The organism is Terriglobia bacterium, from assembly GCA_020072645.1.
Taxonomy (GTDB): Bacteria; Acidobacteriota; Terriglobia; order Terriglobales; family Acidobacteriaceae; genus Angelobacter.
This window is the reverse complement of the sequence record JAIQGK010000001.1, coordinates 447540-466507: the sequence shown is the minus strand read 5'-3', so window position 1 is coordinate 466507 and position 18968 is coordinate 447540. Positions and strand designations below refer to the sequence as shown.

19 protein-coding genes are annotated in these 18968 nt (G+C 55.7%); 13 read left to right on the top strand and 6 right to left on the bottom strand.

What is annotated here, in order from left to right:
* Positions 1 to 475 precede the first annotated feature (475 nt).
* On the bottom strand, positions 476 to 1204 hold the full coding sequence (locus tag LAO76_02005; GenBank protein ID MBZ5489690.1) for a Crp/Fnr family transcriptional regulator: 729 nt from the start codon (positions 1202 to 1204) through the stop codon (positions 476 to 478).
* 172 nt (positions 1205 to 1376) lie between these two features.
* On the opposite strand from LAO76_02005, the gene LAO76_02000 reads away from it, so the two are divergent.
* On the top strand, positions 1377 to 2123 hold the full coding sequence (locus LAO76_02000) for a HAMP domain-containing histidine kinase (GenBank protein ID MBZ5489689.1): 747 nt from the start codon (positions 1377 to 1379) through the stop codon (positions 2121 to 2123).
* A gap of 182 nt (positions 2124 to 2305) precedes the next feature.
* Here LAO76_02000 and LAO76_01995 read toward each other — a convergent pair whose 3' ends face one another.
* Positions 2306 to 2794 carry a cupin domain-containing protein gene (locus LAO76_01995; GenBank protein ID MBZ5489688.1) on the bottom strand — a complete coding sequence of 163 codons (489 nt, stop codon included), beginning with the start codon at positions 2792 to 2794 and terminating at the stop codon, positions 2306 to 2308.
* A gap of 170 nt (positions 2795 to 2964) precedes the next feature.
* Here LAO76_01995 and LAO76_01990 point away from each other — a divergent pair, with 170 nt between their 5' ends.
* From LAO76_01990 to LAO76_01940, 11 genes are all read left to right on the top strand, one after another.
* Positions 2965 to 4770: a winged helix-turn-helix domain-containing protein gene (locus tag LAO76_01990; GenBank protein ID MBZ5489687.1), complete on the top strand. Its 1806-nt coding sequence runs from the start codon at positions 2965 to 2967 to the stop codon at positions 4768 to 4770.
* Between the two features lie 346 nt (positions 4771 to 5116).
* Positions 5117 to 5860, top strand: coding sequence for an H-type lectin domain-containing protein (locus tag LAO76_01985; GenBank protein MBZ5489686.1), 744 nt, complete (start codon positions 5117 to 5119; stop codon positions 5858 to 5860).
* A 227-nt stretch (positions 5861 to 6087) separates the two neighbouring features.
* Positions 6088 to 6972 (top strand): S-methyl-5'-thioadenosine phosphorylase, encoded by an 885-nt coding sequence (gene mtnP / locus LAO76_01980; protein MBZ5489685.1) that lies wholly within the window; start codon positions 6088 to 6090, stop codon positions 6970 to 6972.
* 11 nt (positions 6973 to 6983) lie between these two features.
* Positions 6984 to 8546 (top strand): hypothetical protein, encoded by a 1563-nt coding sequence (locus LAO76_01975; GenBank protein ID MBZ5489684.1) that lies wholly within the window; start codon positions 6984 to 6986, stop codon positions 8544 to 8546.
* 28 nt (positions 8547 to 8574) lie between these two features.
* Positions 8575 to 9282 (top strand): MgtC/SapB family protein, encoded by a 708-nt coding sequence (locus tag LAO76_01970; protein MBZ5489683.1) that lies wholly within the window; start codon positions 8575 to 8577, stop codon positions 9280 to 9282.
* A gap of 53 nt (positions 9283 to 9335) precedes the next feature.
* Positions 9336 to 10067: a diaminopimelate epimerase gene (gene dapF / locus LAO76_01965; GenBank protein MBZ5489682.1), complete on the top strand. Its 732-nt coding sequence runs from the start codon at positions 9336 to 9338 to the stop codon at positions 10065 to 10067.
* Positions 10060 to 11022 carry an LD-carboxypeptidase gene (locus LAO76_01960; GenBank protein ID MBZ5489681.1) on the top strand — a complete coding sequence of 321 codons (963 nt, stop codon included), beginning with the start codon at positions 10060 to 10062 and terminating at the stop codon, positions 11020 to 11022. Before dapF ends, LAO76_01960 begins: the two co-directional genes overlap by 8 nt.
* A gap of 43 nt (positions 11023 to 11065) precedes the next feature.
* On the top strand, positions 11066 to 12487 hold the full coding sequence (mpl, locus tag LAO76_01955; GenBank protein ID MBZ5489680.1) for a UDP-N-acetylmuramate:L-alanyl-gamma-D-glutamyl-meso-diaminopimelate ligase: 1422 nt from the start codon (positions 11066 to 11068) through the stop codon (positions 12485 to 12487).
* On the top strand, positions 12484 to 13209 hold the full coding sequence (locus LAO76_01950; protein ID MBZ5489679.1) for a 1-acyl-sn-glycerol-3-phosphate acyltransferase: 726 nt from the start codon (positions 12484 to 12486) through the stop codon (positions 13207 to 13209). Before mpl ends, LAO76_01950 begins: the two co-directional genes overlap by 4 nt.
* 164 nt (positions 13210 to 13373) lie before the next feature.
* Positions 13374 to 13997, top strand: coding sequence for a hypothetical protein (locus LAO76_01945; protein MBZ5489678.1), 624 nt, complete (start codon positions 13374 to 13376; stop codon positions 13995 to 13997).
* On the top strand, positions 13990 to 14358 hold the full coding sequence (locus LAO76_01940) for a transcriptional regulator (protein ID MBZ5489677.1): 369 nt from the start codon (positions 13990 to 13992) through the stop codon (positions 14356 to 14358). Before LAO76_01945 ends, LAO76_01940 begins: the two co-directional genes overlap by 8 nt.
* A gap of 33 nt (positions 14359 to 14391) precedes the next feature.
* Here LAO76_01940 and LAO76_01935 read toward each other — a convergent pair whose 3' ends face one another.
* From LAO76_01935 to LAO76_01920, 4 genes are all read right to left on the bottom strand, one after another.
* Complete coding sequence (locus LAO76_01935; protein MBZ5489676.1) at positions 14392 to 14742, bottom strand: hypothetical protein; 351 nt, start codon at positions 14740 to 14742, stop codon at positions 14392 to 14394.
* A complete protein-coding gene (locus LAO76_01930) occupies positions 14739 to 15503 on the bottom strand; it encodes a response regulator (protein MBZ5489675.1) in 765 nt (254 codons plus the stop codon). The genes LAO76_01935 and LAO76_01930 overlap by 4 nt, the downstream gene beginning before the upstream one ends.
* A complete protein-coding gene (gene lpxD, locus LAO76_01925; protein ID MBZ5489674.1) occupies positions 15503 to 16507 on the bottom strand; it encodes a UDP-3-O-(3-hydroxymyristoyl)glucosamine N-acyltransferase in 1005 nt (334 codons plus the stop codon). Before lpxD ends, LAO76_01930 begins: the two co-directional genes overlap by 1 nt.
* Positions 16508 to 16596: 89 nt before the next feature.
* Positions 16597 to 17076 carry a hypothetical protein gene (locus LAO76_01920; protein ID MBZ5489673.1) on the bottom strand — a complete coding sequence of 160 codons (480 nt, stop codon included), beginning with the start codon at positions 17074 to 17076 and terminating at the stop codon, positions 16597 to 16599.
* A 225-nt stretch (positions 17077 to 17301) separates the two neighbouring features.
* On the opposite strand from LAO76_01920, the gene LAO76_01915 reads away from it, so the two are divergent.
* Positions 17302 to 18930 carry a CCA tRNA nucleotidyltransferase gene (locus LAO76_01915; GenBank protein MBZ5489672.1) on the top strand — a complete coding sequence of 543 codons (1629 nt, stop codon included), beginning with the start codon at positions 17302 to 17304 and terminating at the stop codon, positions 18928 to 18930.
* The last annotated feature ends 38 nt before the right edge of the window (positions 18931 to 18968 follow it).

Genomic DNA, 18968 nt, shown 5'->3' with positions numbered 1-18968 from the left:
GGCCAAAAAAATCTTTAACAGCTCTATAAATCAGGCCGAGCGCCTGCCGTCTATCAACGTCGCTGTCTTTTTGACTAACAGCTCGCGAAGACCGCCCAGAAGTTCCTTTGGATCATTTCCGAGTGTTGCGTCGGCGAATGAATCGAGTGCGCTCAAACTGGACGCGACAGAAACAATGGGGAGTGCGGGAAGTGTGTTCCCGAAGCAATAGAGTCAGGCGTTCCCGGTCTTGGGCGGGAATGGAGTGGCACAAGAGAACAAGGTCAAAATCTCCCTCACGGAATCTGGCCACCGCTTTTTTCAAGGAGCGTTCCGGAATTACCGTGTAGCCGGCAGCCTGCAGCACCTGGCTTCGCGTTTCCAATAACACTGAATCGCGGCCAACAGCCAGAACTAACGTATGCGGCATAGGCGAACCTTCGAAGAAATATAGGATTCAACGATAGTCCCAGCAGCAGCCCTCGTCTGTCTGACGTCAGACGTTATTGGAAGATATTCCCAGCCGCTCAAACTCGTCGCGGATGGTCTTGTAGCATTCGCAGGCAGCTCTCTCAAGCCCCCGGCGGTCGCATATCCGCACCTTTCCGCGCGAGTAGTCCACCAACTTAGCTTTATGGAGCAGGCCGGCCGCCAGGGTCACGGTGGTGCGCGGAGTACCTAGCATGTGTCCCAGGAATTCATGGGTGAGGTGAAAGGTGTCAGATTCCATGCGGTCATGGCAAATGAGCAGCCACCGTGCCAGCCGCTCCTGTATGTCATGCAGTCGATTGCAGGCGGCGGTCTGCGCGGTCTGCGCCAAATGGGCCTGGAAATACCGGTTGATTTGTTTGCGCAGCATTCCCGGCTTCTCATAGGCTTCAAACAGACGCTGCGCTGGTATGCGATAGCCGACGCCGGCGATCTGAATAAAAGTCCGGGTCGGCATGCTCTTTGTGCCCAATATGACTGGGAACCCGACCACGCCTTCGTTTCCGGTAATTCCCGTTTCTACCGTATTTCCATCGGCCATGGCAACTACCACTGAGGCCAGTCCGGATTCCAGAAAATAGGCGTGCGTGATGTGTTCATCCGGACCGAGCAGGGTCGTCCCTGTCTCTAGAGTTAAGGGGGAAAGATGAGGCTCAAGGCGCGCGATCTCGGCTTTCGGCAATGATGCCAGGATTCCATTTTTGTAGTGATTACGAGACGGGGTCGCGGTGGGCATAAGAGCCTCCTTTGCGCTGGGTCGCGAGGTCAAAAGACCTGCACCTCAATGCGCAGAAGCTCCACAGCCTGTGCGTACGAAGATGTCACCTTAATCATACGCTTTTGGGGCAACTGCCGCTTTATGTCTGGTATCGAACTCAGCAAGGGACCGTACCATGGGGGAAACGTCAGTGAGCGAAAGGTCAGTTCGATCCCCGGTAGACGCTTTCAGCACCAGCCAGGTGCCGGGGAGCACCCATCCTCCGCCATCGGACAACCAGAACGGAATCCTAGCCTCTCTTGCCCACGAGATTAATAATCCCTTGCAAGCCCTTCTTAGTTCGCTTCAACTCATGCAAACCGATCAAGCTCTTAGTGAAAACAACCGCAGATACCTGGCGGTGGCCAGCGAAGAAGCGCGGCGAATTTCGCAGATTTTGCATGCGGCCATGGAGTTCCGGGACACGGACGCCGAGAACACAAATGTTTCAGAGTTAGTGCAATCCGTGCTCAATTTTTATAAATCGCGTTTGGACTCGCAGGATATTTCTGTTAGTACGCGCTACCGCGATGGCGGACATCTTTCGGCCCACCCTCATCAGTTACGGCAAATGTGCGTCAACCTTGTACTGAATGCCGCCGATGCCATGCCGGACGGCGGAAAGATCTACGCCAGACTCGCGCCGTCCCACGAGTGGAAAGATCAGAGGCGAGGATTGCGGCTCACCTTTGCCGACACCGGAAGCGGAATTGCCGCAAAAAATCTGTCCAGCATTTGGGACCCATTCTTCACCACCAAAGGCGCTGCGGGCAATGGCATTGGACTCTCACTGGTCAAGAATACTGTGCAGAACCACGATGGCGTGCTGCGCGTCCGCAGCAGTACCCGGGCGGGTCACAGCGGGACTGTGTTTAGTATCTTCCTGCCTTGCGCGTGATTCTCTTTGGGAGATCCGACTCGCGGCCTGACGCTGATGAACGCCCCAGAAAAAAAGAGTACAGCCGCGAATGAATGCGAAACACGCGAATCCCATTTCAGGTGTTGATTCGTGTTGATTCGCGAAATTCGCGGCTACTCTTTTTCCGATCCGCGCCCATCAGCGCAATCAGCGGCGAAATGTTACTTGCTCTTGCTCGGATCGTCCTGCGGATTGATGTAGTTGAACTGCACCGGCGCGGTGCCGTGAATCTGCACCACCACGTCGCTGGCAGCCATTGCGTAGTGATGCATGTCAGGATCAAGATAGGCAAAACTGCCGGCTGGGAACGCGCCCATTTTGTTCGTGTCAAACGTGTCGCCCATACCGACTTTGAATGTCCCCGAAATCACCGTGACATTTTCCCGCAGCGGATGCCAATGCGGCGCGATCCGGTATCCCGCGGGCATTTTCAGGCGGACCGTGTAGTTGCCGCCGGCGGCCGTCGGGTCTCCCTCGATCACGGCAAACTGCGCGCCCGGAGCGACGAACGGCGGCGGCGGCCCCCATTGAATCGTGTCCGGCGTAAAAGCGTTTCCATGCGTGCCTGAAGCGGCGGCAACCATAAAGTGCTGGCCCGCCCAGCCAACCAGTGCCACCAACGCAATTGCAATGCATATATTTCGTTTCATTTTTTGCCTTCTCTCCCTCATTCGCTATTCATCGTTAATGCCGATCTTTCACGTCGATGATCGCTGGAGAACAGGGGCCTTTCAATGAGGAGGGGATAACGCGAATATATCTTTTATGTATCGCCGTAAGTCTCTGATTTGGCGCATAATGCTTGGAACGGAGCCGCAAAATGCAGGCCACAAAGAAGGCCGTTGGTGAAGTGGAACTCGATCTTGGCCGCTATGAGCTCAGGCGCTCTGGACGCCGCATAAAGCTTGAAACCAAGCCCATGGAGCTGCTGATCTTTCTGGTGACCCGGCGCGACCAGATGGTTTCACGCGAAGAGATCGTCAAAAAGCTTTGGCGCTCCAGCCTTTTTATTGACACCGAGCGGAACCTCAACAACATCATTCGCAAAATCCGCACGGCCTTGGGTGACGATTCCGCCAAGCCGCGCTTTCTTGAAACTGTAGTCGGCAAAGGCTACCGATTCATCGGCCCTGTGCGAGTGATTGACGCGCAATTTTTGGGCTCCAGCTCCAGCATCGGCGCAGCCCGTATGGACAGCATGGAGACCGTTGATCGCAGCGGACACTCGTCTCTGGTCGTGTTGCCGCTGGTACTTTTGGGAAAAGCAATGGACGATCAGGGCTTGTGCCTGGGATTTGCCGACGCCCTGGTCACGCGTCTGGGAAATCTTCGCGATGTGGACGTACTGCCGACCTCCGCCGTTCTGGACTTGCCTTTTGACGCATCTGCTTCAGGAATTGCCGCGCGACTCGGCATCCGATTCGTTGTCCATGGCGCTATTCAATCTTCCAAGAACCAATGGCATCTCTCACTGGAAATGTTTGACGCGCATTTGCAAGCCGCCTGCCTTACCAGAAAATGTGAACTCGACATGAGTCGCTTGTCCGAGATTGAAAGCGATATCGCAAGACAGATCGCAGGCGCATTGAACCGGCCGCTGGGGCCTGCGCTGGTACAGCAGCGTCCGCGATACAGCCGCGACCCGCTGGCTTACGCTGAATTCATGCGCGGCTACAGGCTCAGCGCCACCGGCGATCCGGCTACGATGGAGAAGTCTATTCAATACCTGACGAACGCCGTAACGCGCGATCCTGGGTTTGCTTTGGCGCATGCCACACTTGCGCTGGCTTGCACTACGCGCCATTTTGAATACGACCCGGCAAGCATGTGGCTGGAAAAAGCTGAGTTCCATTGCCGCCGCGCGCTTGAGATCGATCCTGAACTGCCTGAAGGACATGTGGCCCGCGCGTTTCTGCTGTGGGGACCATCTAAAAATTTCCAACATCTGGAAGCGATCACTGAGCTCAAGCGCGCCCTGGCCCTGCAGAACAATCTGCCACATGCTTACAACCGGCTTGCAACCATTCTGGCGCACATCGGGCTGCTGGACCACGCGCGCGCCATGTATGAGAGGGGGAGCCAATTTCATCCCAGGAAGTCAGTGAGTCCCAGCATTGTTCAGGTCTACATCTGGAACCAGGAATATGATGCGGCGCGGGAAGCGATTCAGGCATGGCGTGAGGAAAGCCCCGGCAACAAGTACGCCATCTATTTTGCTCCTTACCCGGCGATGATGACCGGGCAATGGCCAGAGGCGGAGGAGCTGCTGAATGAAGCGCTGGAACTGTTGCCGGAAGATCCGATCGTCGTGAGCCTGCAAGGCGTCTTCTTTGCCTTGATGGGAAAACATGAAGTGGCGCTCAACTGCATGATCCACGCCTGCGCCAGTCCAAAATCATTTGGTCACGCGCACCACACTTACTACCAGATCGCATGTATTCTTGCCCTGGCCGGGAAACGCCAGCTGGCTTTTGAATGGCTGGAACGCAGCATCAGCACTGGTTTCGCATGCTGGCCTTTCTTCCTGAAAGACCACTGTTTAAAAAATCTGCACGGACTCCCTGAATTTGAGCTGCTGGTGAGCTCGCTGCAGGCCAAGTATCCGGATCATCTGGGGTTGCTGTAAGCCCGAGCTCGTTTTACATACGCGGAGGCGCGGCAGAGCTTATTATGCGCGGATAGCAATCAAAGACGCGCATGTTCAACAATGCAGCAATCATTTTCTAAATATTGTCTAGGCCCTTTCTAATAAATTAGTTCATATTAGCTAATCATCCGTTGTTCCCATTTTGGAACTAATCGGGACAAAGCTATCTTTCCTATGAAATAGTCGGCAAAAATCTTGACAGAGCTATGACGAAGCTGTAAGGTTTCGGCTCTAGTCACTCCGGCCAAGCTGAAAATCAAAACTGCCTATCCAAGTGTCCCCGGCACGGCAGCAGTGTCGCCTCCAAACAAGAAAGGACTTCATTATGGCAATCGTTTATCAACAGCTTAAAAAAACCAGCAATGCGGACCCGCTGGAAGTAAAATTCACTTCGCCCACCAAATCCAATCCAGTCGTTCTTGTCACGCCGGTCTGGCTGCATCAGACGAGCCAGGTTAGATACATCGAAACGGTGGTTCAAGGAAGCATATCGAAGACGGGCTGTAAGGTTGTTTCAGACAATTTCGCACCGGAAAACTATTACGTCAACGTAGTCGCCATCGATTCCGATACCACCCAGTACGGCACGCTGGCTTTCACCGAAGGGGCCGTTGCCAAGACAAGCACTCAGGAAGACATCGATTTTTCAAACACGCTTTCCAGCCCGGATCCAGTAGCTATCCTTACTCCAACCTGGTCGGGATCGGTAGGGTACGTCGAAACGCAAATCTCGGCCGCGGCAAGCGAGATGAGCATCTCCAGCGCGAATATGGCGCCGAGCGGCTACTACGTGCAGTACGCCGCAGCGGACCGAGGGCGTGTCAGCGGAGCGAATGGCGTCCTGGAAACCGGATCGGTTAACAAGGGACAATACCAAGTGAGGATATATTTCAGTTCGCCCTTTAAAACCCCGCCTGTGGTGATCGTCTCACCATGGTGGGACAAACAACCGAATGGGGTCCGCTATATTGAAACTGTCGTGAAGGTAACGCGGAACTACTTCGAGATAGTTTCCGGCAATGCCGGCGAGAACTACTTCGTGAACTGGATGGCCCTTTCACCAGGCTAAAGTGCCGGAGTGAGCCGATAGTCCCTCAGCTGGCCGAAGGGGCACAGTTAAGGCGTGCCCTTTTAATCGCTTGCCGGCGGCAGTCTTCAATGCCCATCGCGCGGGGCTCTAGGACCCATTCTCTCCCTGAGGGGGCGTTTGCATTGGGGAAGACGCGCCTGATCTGCCGCATCCACCACACGCCTTTCGCTATAATCAACAATTACCCCAATCAAGGAGATTCTCTCTTGCAGCAAGCTGAAATCGGCATTATGGGCGGCAGCGGTTTGTATTCCATGCCAGGCCTCACAGACATCCGTGAAGTTACAGTGCAAACCCCGTTCGGCGAGCCGTCGGACGCTTACGTGCTCGGCACGCTGGAAGGGCGCAAGGTGGCATTTCTTGCGCGTCACGGCCGCGGACACCGCATCCTTCCTTCAGAAATCAACTTTCGCGCCAACATTTACGGCATGAAAGACCTGGGCGTGGAGCGCATCCTGTCGCTCTCAGCCGTTGGTTCGCTCAAGGAAGAGCACAAGCCCACCGACTTTGTGATCCCTGACCAGTTTATCGATCGCACCATCCATCGCATCTCCACGTTCTTTGGCCACGGCATTGTGGCGCACGTTGCGTTTGGCGATCCTATCTGCCCCGAGGCCGCCGAGGCATTCACCCAATCCTGCAAGGATATCGGCGTGGTCGGGAAAAAGGGCGGGACGTACATCTGCATGGAAGGCCCGCAATTTTCCACCCGCGCGGAATCGAATCTTTACCGCAGCTGGGGCGCGGACGTGATCGGGATGACCAACCTGCAGGAAGCCAAGCTGTGCCGCGAAGCGGAGATTTGTTACTCCACCTGCGCCATGGTCACCGACTACGACTGCTGGCGCGCCGGACATGAAGACGTGACCGTGGAACAGGTATTGAAAGTAGTGCATGCCAACGCGGAGAACGCGGCCAAGGTTGTGAAGCATGCGGTCGGGATCATGCCGAAGGAGCGCAAATGCGCCTGCGGCTCTGCGATGAAGTTTGCTATCCAGACTGACAAAGACAAAATTCCCGCGGCCACCCGCCAGAAGTTGGCGTTGCTGCTGGATAAATACCTGGGCAAGGGCCAGGAGGCAAAGGCGTAGTCGGCCTCCGCATGTCCGCCGCGGCGCGCCGTGACTATTTGCTGCTCACGGCAATTTCTGCCGCATTTTCTGTTGGCGCTCTGATTTTTTATTACCATCAGGGCGCCATCCTTCTTTATGGCGACGCCGTGGCGCACATCCACATTGCGCGCCGAGTCTTTGATTCGCGCACACCCGGGCTCTTTCAGCTTGGCACCGTCTGGCTGCCGCTGCCGCATCTGCTCGATATTCCTTTTATCGTGAACGACCGCATGTGGCAGACTGGTCTGGGCGCTTCGATTCCATCGATGATTGCCTACGTCGCTGGTACGCTGGGCGTGTTTCGGTTGATTCGATCATTAGCGTCGGGCGTTGCCGCATGGATTGCCGCCCTGATCTATGCGCTCAATCCCAATCTTCTATATATACAGTCCACGGCGATGGGAGAATCGCTGTATCTGGCTCTGTTCGTCTGGTCGGCGGTGTACTTTGCAGAGTTTGTGCGCCACGCATGCGACGACGCGGAGCAAGCAGGAAACTCGCTAAAGAAATGTGGCCTAATGGTTTCGGCGGCAATGCTGGTTCGTTACGATGGTTGGTTTCTTGCTGCTGTGATCGGCTCGTGCGCTGTAATTCTCCTGTGGCGAATGCGGCCGTATCTTCCGTCGGTACGGCGCGGGCTCCGCAATTTTCTTTTGTTCACCGGCTCTACCGCCGCGTTCTTTCTTCTTTACAACCAGATTGCCTTTGACAATGCGCTGGAGTTTGCCAACGGCCCATACTCTGCGCGCGCTATTCAGCAGCGCAGCAAGACCGCGACTATGCCCAGTTATCCGGGAGAAAATTCACCGCGCGACGCCACGCTGCAGTTCCTGAAAGTTTCCCGGTTCAATTTGGCGGAAGGCCGCACAGAGTTTCTGCTATTCAATAGCGCTTTCATCGCGCTGCTGGCATCGCTTTATTTTGCGCGCCGCTACCTAAGTTGGGCAGTCTTATGGACTCCACTTCCCTTTTATGTCCTCTGCATCGCCTGGGGCAGCGTGCCTGTCTATCATCCGGAATGGTGGCCATTCAGCTTTTACAACGTCCGTTATGGCCTGCAACTGCTGCCGGCCGTCGCGGTGTTCGCGGCGCTGGGATGTGAGTTTCTCACCAGGTTTTTTCGCCCCATATATGTTGTCGCCTTGGCAGCTTTGGTGGTCGCCGCAAGCTATTACTCCGTCTGGCAGACAACACCAATCTGCCTGCGGGAAGCGCAGGTAAATGGCAAGGACCGTATGGCTTTGGATCGCCAACTAGCGGAGACGCTCAAGACGTTTCCGCCTTCAGCAACTTTCATGATGAATTGCGGCGCGCATCCCGGAGCCACGCAGATGGCGGGGCTCCCGCTCCGCCGTGTGCTGTGTGAAAGCAGCAATCGTTTATGGAAGGCCGCTCTGAAGCAGCCCGCGCGCTCGGCGGACTACATCGTCGCATTCCCCGGCGACGAAGTGGCCAGCGCCGTGCATGATTTCCCCCAGGAACTTGAGACCATTGCTACAATTGGCAGTCCGTCACAGCCAAAAGCTTTGATCTATCGCTCAACGCGAAGATAATTGCCCTGGGATTGGGCACGGGTGGCAAATGAACATACTGGCTCTTGCTTTGCCGCACATAACGCTGGAAGACCTGCTGTCAAAAGCGATGGTCCGGCTCGTGCTGGCTGCTGTTCTTGGAGGAATAATCGGTCTGGAGCGTGAGTTCAAGCGCAAGCCGGCCGGGTTGCGCACCAATATGTTTATATGCTTCGGATCGGCCATGTTCACCATTCTCTCCACTGAACTGGCAAAGGAGTTCGGTATTGGCGATCACACGCGCATAGCCGCGCAAATCATTCCCGGCATCGGATTCATCGGCGCAGGTTCCATTCTGCATGATAAAGGCGGCGTAAGCGGAATCACGACGGCGGCGACGATCTTTGTGGTCGCGTCCATTGGCATGGCTGCGGGCGGGGGCCTCTACCTGGTAGCCATTTTTTCCACCATGCTCATTTATCTTGCGCTGCATCTGCTCGGGATACTGGAGCGCCAGTTGAACTTGAAGCCGCTGACAATGAATTACACGATTGTTTCCGACAAAACCGCAAACGACCTGGTTGCCGAGGTAAATTTGATTATGGAAGACCAGGGCAAGGAAATGCAGGCCATGCATCTTAGCCGTTCTGGAGAAAATGAAAAACTGGTGTTCCGCGTTGAGGGTACACGCCACGAACACAAACAACTGATGGACCGCTTGCGCCAGACATCCGACGTAAGTCATCTGGAAACTACTCCGGGGCCGGACAGAGACTAAGGATGAAGGTCCCTTTCACTAAAGCCTCCGCTTGCGGAAATGATTTTCTGATCATGGATGGCGCTGATGCTCCAGCCGATCTGCATGAATTCAGCAAACGCATTTGCGATCGCCACAACGGCGTAGGCGCTGACGGTGTGGAATGGCTCTTTCCCGCCGCAGACGCCGATATTCGCGCACGGCTGATCAATGCCGATGGCAGCGAGGCGGAAATCTCCGGCAACGGGACGCGGTGTGTCGCGGCCTACCTGGTGAGCCAGGGGCACTCCGGCAAGATCGCTATTAGCACCGGCGCCGGCGTGAAGCATTGCGATCTGGTATCGCGTGAGGAACATAGCTTTGAATTTGAAATGGAAATGGGCGAGCCTCAGGTGGGCAGCGAGTTTTCCATGACAGTAGGTTTTGCGCCGACGCATGGCACGCCGGTTTCCATGGGAAATCCGCATTACGTGGTATTTGTAAGCGAATTCTCTCCGGTATGGCAGAAAGAAGGCGCGGAGATTGGCCAGCACCCGGATTTTAAGCACGGCGTGAACGTGGAGTTTGTCCGCGTGAAAAGCGAGCATGAAATTGAAGTCCGGTTTTACGAGCGCGGCGTGGGCGAGACGCAGTCTTCGGGAACGGGGTCGTGCGCATCCGCCGTGGCCTCGATCGCCGCGGGCTATGTGAAATCGCCTGTGAAAGTGCACGCGGCGGGCGGCACGCAGGTTGTTCGTTGGACAGAGGGCAAAGTTTTTTTGCGTGGACCAGCGCAACTGATCTGCCAGGGAGAATTTCTTGGCTGACGCAAAGATCACCAGACCGGCAAAGACCATTAAGCCGGCCGCTTTGCGACGCGGCGATAAGGTCGCGCTGGTTGCGCCGGCCAGCAGCTTCAACGGTGAGGCCTTTCTGCTAGGTTGCGACCGGCTGCGCCAGATGGGATATGAGCCGGTCTACGCACAGGATATTTTTGCGCGCGATATTTATTTTGCGGGAAGCGTGGAGCGGCGCGTGCATGAGGTCCACGAGTTCTGGCGGCGTGATGACATTGCCGCGCTCATCTGCGTGCGTGGAGGCTATGGCAGCAATTATCTGCTGGAAAAACTGGATTACGGCATGATCGCCGAGCACCCGAAAATTCTGCTGGGATGCAGCGACATCACTTCTATGCTCACGGCGATCCATGACCGTACGGGATTGATAGGCTTTCATGGGCCTATGGTGGCCAAAGATATCGCCGACGGAACGTTCGATGGAGTGAGCTGGCAAAGCGCTTTTCAAGGCGCGCCTAACTGGACGGTTCCCACCAACGACGTCGAGGTCTTGCGCATTGGGAAGGCATCTGGACGTCTTTATGGCGGCTGCCTCTCTATGATGGTGGCGTCACTGGGAACACCCTATGAGATCCAGACAGAAGACTGCATCCTTTTTATAGAAGATATCGCCGAAAAGCCTTTTCGCATCGACCGCATGCTGGTGCAGTTGCGGCTGGCCGGCAAGCTGGAAAAGGCGCGCGGATTTATTTTCGGCGAGATGCTGGATTGCCTTCCCCCCAATGGCGAGACCTACATACTGCAGCAGGTAATTATGCGAGTGCTCGAGCCCTACAACGTACCGATCGTCTACGGTCTCAAGTCGGGGCATGTGACCAGCGGCAATATCACCCTGCCCATCGGCGTGCAAGCGGAACTGGAAGCGGAGGGCGCGAATGCGAGTCTTAAAATCCTTGAACCTTCCACAGTTGCTTCGCACACGTAATTTTCCCGCTCACGAAAGCGCACAAATCCGTTAATCTTGAAACGTGGAACAACAGCACGTACATATCATCGGCATATGCGGGACGGCCATGGCGTCGCTCGCGGGACTTCTTAAACAACGCGGGTTCAAGGTCACGGGATCAGACACGGCGGCGTATCCGCCCATGTCGGACTTTCTGGCATCCATCTCCATCCCTATTTTGCAGCCTTACTCTGAAGCCAACCTGAAGCCTCGGCCCGATCTGGTGATCGTCGGCAATGCCATCTCGCGCGGCAATCCCGAGCTGGAATATGTTCTGGATGAGCGGATACTTTTGCGATCCATGCCGGATATTCTCTTCGATCTTTTTCTGCGCACGCGGCAGCCAATTGTGATTGCCGGAACGCACGGTAAAACCACCACAACTTCCATGCTGGCATGGATTTTTCAGTCGGCAGGCAAAGATCCGTCATTTCTGGTCGGCGGGATCGCGGAAAACTTTGGCAGTAGCTTTGCCCTTCGCCAGGGTAAGCACTTCATTATTGAAGGCGACGAATACGACACCGCATTTTTCGATAAAGGCCCCAAGTTCCTGCACTACTTTCCGCAGTCCGTCATTCTTACGTCGGTCGAATTCGATCACGCTGATATTTATGCCGACCTGGACGCGGTTAAGCTGGCATTTAAGCGGCTGGTGAACCTCGTCCCGCGCAAAGGCAGGATCATTGCCTATGACGCGCACCAGAATGTGGATGAATGCATCGCCAAAGCGCTTTGTCCGATGGAAAGATATGGCATGAAGGAAGATTCGTTCTGGCGGATCACCAACCTTCAGTTCGAGCCGGAGCGAACCACATGGACCGTGCTGCGCGACGGGAAAGAGCCCGTAAACTTTGAATTTGCGCTGGCCGGTGAATACAACGTGCTCAATGCCACTGCGGCCGCAGCCATGGCGGCAAACCATGGAATTGACCCGCCGCAGATTGTTGAAGCGCTCAAGAGCTTCAAGAGTGTGAAGCGCCGGCTGGAGATCAAAGCTGAGATTGACGGCATCACCATCATCGACGATTTTGCCCACCATCCTACGGCCATCGCGGCCACGCTGGGCGCGTTGCGGGTACGCTATCCCGGTGCGCGGCTGTGGGCGATTTTTGAGCCGCGATCGAACACGCTGCGCCGCAAAGTCCTGCAAAAAGAACTGATCAGCAGCCTGGCTGTAGCGGATGAAATTGTGATCACGCCAATCTTCAAGCCAGAAGCCGTTCCGGAAGACGACCGCCTGACGACCGCCTCAGTGGTGAATGGCCTTAAGCGGGCAGGAAAGCCGGCGCGTGAGCTTGGCGACGCCGACGCGATCGTTGATGCCGTGGCGCCTGAACTGCGCAGCGGCGATGTGGTGGCCATCCTTTCCAACGGCGGTTTCGGCGGAATCTATGAGAAGCTGCCGCGCCGGCTGGAAGAACTGCGTGGCGTGTCTCGCGCATGATCAGCCGCGCCGTGGCATTTGCCCGAACACTGTTGGCGTTGATCTTCTGGATTATTTTTATTCCTCCTGCCGCGCTCATCGTTTTTCCCTGGACTCTGATCACCGGCAAGATAGAGCTCCTTTATTCAGTAGGTATGTGGCTGGCGTTCGCCGGTCCCAGAGTCGCCGGCGTAAAGGTGAAGCGGGTGGGCCTGGACAAGATCGATCCGGCGGGCACTTACATCTTTATGTCGAACCATGTTTCCAACCTTGATCCGCCAATCCTTGTGCCGGTAATTCCCGGGCGCACGTCTGTACTGGCAAAGAGAGAAATCTGGAAGATCCCAATCGTGAACAAGGCGCTGGACCTTGCGGAGATTGTGCCGGTGGAGCGCAGCAATCGCGACTCAGCCATCAACAGCATCCGCCGTGCGGGTGAGGTCATGAAGCACCACATCAATATGACCATCTTCCCGGAAGGCACGCGCTCACCCGACGGACGGCTGATGCCGTTCAAGAAAGGGCCGTTTCATCTGGCGGCGGAGACAGGATTTCCAATCGTGCCGATTACAATCCTTGGCACCTACGAGATGATGCCGAAAGGAACGTCACTGATAAAAGGCGGGACGGCAACGCTCGTCTTCCACCCGCCGGTTGATCCCAGGCAATTTGCTTCGCGGGAAGAATTGGTGGAAGCTGTGCGTGCGGCGATTAACAGCGCTTTGCCGCCAGAAAGACAATAACCCACTTTTCCAAGGCGAAGGGCAAAATCCTTTGCAGCACATTACGGACTTGTCCCGGCATTGTTTAGGCTGACGCCCGGATCAAAAGCCAACCTAAAGCCCTGAAAGGGGGCCGCTCAAGATTTTCCTTGACCCGCAGAGAGGTTTGCAGTACAAACTTGTCTATGGATGGAATTTCCATAAGCCGCGATCTGCGACGATTGCAATTTGCCGCCAGAAACTATACGAGGCTGCAAAAACTTCCCTGGGCCGTTGTGGGAGGAGTGATGGCGCTCGTGGGCTCCATGCAGTGGCTGAGCGGAGCTGCGGCGCGAAATCTTACCCTGCCGTGTTTTGTCTTCGCGTACTCATTGTTCTACGAAGTCGTGAGGAAGAGGACAAGCCGGTTTTATGCCGAGAGGTATGGGACTGTTTCGGCCGCGCCGGTGCAAATTTCAGAACTTGCCGGCTTGTTACGAACTATTGGCATCATAGCCATTGGAGTTCTGCAGGTTTTTATCATACCGGCCTACTTTCCTTCCCAGGTGGATACGCTTTGGCTTGTTGTGGGCGCCTGCTTGATTGGAGCTGAATTCCGCAGGGATTTCCTGGTGCACCGCATCGCCGCCGGCATGGTCCTGTTGGGATTAAGCATTGCGCCGGTGCTGCATTGGGCCAGCAGCGAGCAGCTCGCGCACGGCATGGAACTGATTGTAAGCGGTCTAGCGCTGGTGGTTATTGGATTGGGCGACCACTGGATGCTGGTGCACAGCCTGCCGCCCATTGAAGCGGGAGAGAGCCATGGCTAATCTGCCGCAGCAGATCAACGAACTGGACCGGCTGGTCCACGAGCCGGCGCGGCTGGCAATTTTGACCGTGCTTTCCTCCTGCCAGGAGGCGGACTTTGTGTTTTTGCAGCGCGCTACCGGACTTACCAATGGAAATCTGTCCGCGCACTTGAGCAAGCTGGAAGACGCAGGTTTGATCGAGATAACTAAAAGATTCCTGGACAAAAAACCGCAAACGCTCGTCTCGCTCACGGCGATTGGGCGGAGCCAGATTACGCTGCACTGGTACCGGTTGGAAGAGCTGCGCAACACAGCCGTGCAATCAAAGCCGGGGAAGAAAGCTCGCCTGAAACGTTTGGCTCTGAAAACGGCTGAACGATAGATTCTGCTTTCACCCTGCGCCTGCGCAGTTTCATCACTGACCGCCGGATTCTTTGGTAATTGCGGCGTTGTTCTGATCCAACATGATTTCGATCAATCCTTCCGCGTTCGGATGCAGGGTTAGTCCGGTATATCTGTGGATGACGCCCTTGGCATCCGTGAACTGCACCTTGAGCGGGCCACTGTCTGTGATCTTCACCGGGGAAGAAAAAGTTTCACCGGGGGCTAGCTTGTCTTTGCCAAACGTGGCACTGGGATAGTCCACAATGATAGTGGAAAGTGGAGCGGTGCTGGTGTTGACCAGCTTGATTTTCACCATATGGGCGCGGCATCCCGCGAGGAAAGCAAACAGCAACAGCGCGAAACAGACTCTCGCAGTCCTCATTTCTTTTCGATCACGCGCGCGGCCAGCACAGCGCCGTTGCGGTTGTCATGCAGTTTGAGCGGGAACACCAGGATGTTCCAGTTCCAGCGGCTTTTCTTCTTGGGCAGGTGAGGCAGACAGCGAAAGCTGCGGTCCACGTAGGTTTCACGCGTATCGGCCACGGTGCGAATAATTTCTTTCCACTCGGCGCTGAGTTCGGGAAATTCCTCAAAACGGTTCTTGCCGGAAAACCAGGTTCGCTTGCGCTCATAAAGCCGGGCGAAGAATTCATTTACATATTGCCAGACGCCGTCGCGATCAAGGATTTCCAGCACGATGTCATCGCCCATCGCCATGGCGATGCGGGAGTAGAAGAAGTCCCGCGCGTCCACCACCACCGGCTTGCCGCGGCGCTTGGCCTCAAAGGACCGCAACGCGCCCAGCAAGTCATCGACTGAGCTATAGCCTTTGAGCAGGTGCATATCTTCCACGCCGCCGAATTTTCTTTCGAGCGTGGCGGAAAGAATAATGATGGGGACTTCCGGACGCTTGTCGCGCAGAGACTGCGCTACTTCCGTGCCGAACTTGCCCGCGCCCAGGTGATAGTCGAGTACGGCGATGTCGATTTTATCCAGATGCGTCTCAGCTTCTTCAACCGAGGCCGAGCTGATGGCCTCATAGCCGTTGCTGCGCAAAATGGCGGAGCGCAGGATCAGGTTGTCATGCCTGTCATCCAGCAGGAGCACCTTGATCGGTTTTTTTTCTGGTCGGTCAGCCGTCATTATTCTTTCGTGCCTTTGCCGCGAATGGCCCGCGCCATTTCCGGCAGCTTCATAAATGCGGTTACGCTGCGCAGCCATTGCTTGTGATCAAACGCGGGCGTGCCGCTGACCATTGAGCCGGCTGGAATATCGCCGTGCGTGCCGCTCTGCGCAGTGACGATCACGCCATCGCCAATCTTACAATGCCCGGCCACACCAACCTGGCCGGCAAGGATCACGTTCTTGCCAATCTCCGTTGATCCGGCAAGCCCCACCTGAGCACACAGCATGGAATTTTCCGCAATGACGCAGTTATGCGCCACCTGAGAAAGATTATCGATCTTGGTGTTGCGGCCGATGCGCGTTTCGCCCAGGCTGGCGCGATCCACACATGAGTTCGCCTGAATCTCCACGTTGTCCTCAATTATCACGCGTCCGGTCTGGGGGATCTTGTACCAATTGCCGGAATCGTCCTTGGAGAAGCCGAATCCATCAGAGCCAATGACGACTCCATTATGCAGCAGCACATTGTCACCGATCTCACAGTTTTCGCGAATGGAGACATGCGCGTGCGCGAAAAAGTTCTTGCCAATCTTTACTCCGCGATAGACCACTACCTGCGGCAGCAGGGTGCAGTTTTCGCCGATTTCAACATCGGCCCCGATCACGACACATGCGCCGATCGAAGCGTTGGCGCCGATGCGCGCCGAAGAATCGATGACCGCCGTGGGGTGGATACCGCGTTTTTCCTGCGGCAGGACGTGAAGGAGTTCTACGGCACGAGCATAGGCAAACTGCGGATTCTTTGTCCTCAGAGTTGGCTTTTGCAGCGCGGGGAATTTTTCGTCAACGATCAGAGCGGATGCTTTGCTAGCTTTGGCCAACGGCGCGTACTTGGAACTGACGGCAAAAGTAATCTGGCCGGGAACAGCAGCCTCAATGGAACCGACACTGCTTACTTCAGCGTCGGCATCCGGCGGATCAAGCCTGGCACCCAGCTTGGCCGCGAGTTCTTTGAGCTTCATAACCAATGGGTCCTGAGAAAAACTTACCTAAAGGCGTGATTGTAATGGGAAGAGCGGCAAGGATGGAGCAAAATCGTAATGACCGACCCTTAGGATTCCATAAACAACTTTTCCTGGCGAACATCTTCCGCGCTTTTCTTGTGGGCCTCCGGACGACCAATCACAGCCAGCACATTCAACTCCTGCAGGGCGGTGCGGGGAACGAAGACCCGTTGCGTGTTGCCGCGCGTATCCGGCGGCGTAATAAAAAATCCCTCGGCGCTTACCTGGGTAAGATCGTTGGCCATCAGGCCTTCAAGAACGTCATTGTCAATGAATTTGAGCCGCACCCAAAGTCCATCGGTGCGCGGACGAGTGGTAAAAGTCTTGCGTCCCACGGCGGCGGTGTCACTGAAATCGCGGACAAAGTCCACGCTTTTAACTTCGCCCAGGTCAATCAGCACCACTTTGCCGGAGGGATTCAGCAGTTCCAGCTTGCCCTCAACCACAAAATTCGCGGGTGAAACGTATCCGCTGATGGAATCGCGTCCCATTTTGCGCACGATCACCTTTTTGTGGCTGGAGGCCATAATCCATTGATTCTCGCACTGTTTGCGGGGGCATCAAAGACGTCATCCCACGTTTCCGCGTGATGGGGTAGCCAAAAGGTAACCTTTGTGATAATGTTTCGAGTTTGTTCTAGTCCCTGCGGTAGACGTCTAACTCTTGTATAAAGTGCAACTTACGAAAAACCTGGAGAAGCGGTTAGCCTACCGGCCATAGCCCGGAAGGACAATTGTGTGTTCCTTTAACTGATGGCTGACTTTATTTACCTAATGGAAACCCGGCTTACGCCGGACCAGCAGCGAGCAGTCGCGCTGGTGACCGACGTTGCCCGTGCCCATGAAATGAACATCTACCTGACCGGGGGCGCGGTCCGCGACATTATCAGCGGGTTTATTATCCGCGATCTCGATTTCTCCGTGCAGGGCAACGCGCTCAAGCTGCAGAAAGATTTTGAAAAAGCAGGCGCCGTGCTGGAAGCCAGCGACGAAGGTACGCGCACGCTGATGCTGCTGCTGCCGGGAAATGTCCGCGCGGAGGTCACCAGTGCCCGATCAGAGCGCTATGACAAACCGGGCAAACCCGCCGAGGTCACTCCGGGAACAATCTATGACGACATGCGCCGGCGGGACTTTACCGTCAATGCGATGGCGCTCTCGCTCAACCCGGGTTCACGTGGGCTGCTTACAGACCCTTTCAACGGCGTGGCCGATATTGAAGCCAAGGTGCTGCGCGTCCTGCATAACTACGCATTTTATGAAGAGCCTTCTCGGCTGATTCGCGCCACGCGGCTGATAACCCGCTTCCACTGGACTCTGGAAGAGCGCACCCAGGCACGCTATGACGCGGCCAAAGAAAATAACTACATTGAAAATATTTCTGACCGCACTGTGGGACATGAGATTGAGCAGCTTGCGCATGAAGATAATCCGATCGAAGTTCTGAAGGCACTGGAAAAAGAAGGCTGGCTAAAAGTGCTGGTGCCGCACTTCTCCGTGGCCAAGGTGGATACCGCCGGCATAAACCAGGTTTTCAAGGTCAAGCAGCAGCTACAGGAAGTTGGCGTGAATCCGGACGCCAGTCCCATTGTGATGCACTTCCTTACGCGCAAACTGCCCGATAAAGATATTTCTGCGATGCAAAAGCAGATCGTGAACAAAGGGTTTGTGGAGCGCTGGAAGCATCTGGAAGATGACGCCAAAGATTTTGCCAAGAAGCTGATGGCCAAGGAGCTGGCGCTGCCGTCGGAAACATGGAAATTCCTCATGACGAACCGGCCGGATGCTCTGCTGTTTAATGCCATCACGCCGCGGGCTTCGGCGGTGGAGCAGAGGATCAAGAATTTCCTGACCAAGTGGCCGCTTGTCCGGCAAAAACTGCCGTTCCCTGAAATGGTGGAGATGCGCATTACACCGGAACATCCCGAGTACAAAAAAATCCTGGATGAAGCATTCCTGATGTTGCTGGACGGCAAGCTGCGCTCGCATACGGAAATTGTGAAGTTCCTGGAGCCATATTCTCCACCGGAACCGCCGCCACCGCCACCACCTCCGCGCCGCGGAAGAGCGAAGAAGGAAGCAGCACCAGGAGATCAAGCGCCCAAAAAGCGTGGACGCAAGCCCAAGAACGCATTGGCTGGCGCACCTGCGCCTGCGGCGGCAGCACCCGCGGCTGAAGCTGCAAGCGCCCCGCCTGCGGCGGCTCCTGCAAAGCATGCCGCACCGGCAGGCAAACAGAAAGCTGCTCCCGCACCGGCAGCGGCTGCAAAGAAAGCTGCGCCGACAAAAGCTGCTGCAAAGCCAGCGGCCAAGAAGCCTGCGCCAAAGAAAGCTGCGCCTAAGAAAAAGGCCGCTCCCGCGAAGAAGAAGGGCAAGAAGTAAGCGTTCTTTTTTCAGGGGCTAAAGCCCGGATCATTTGA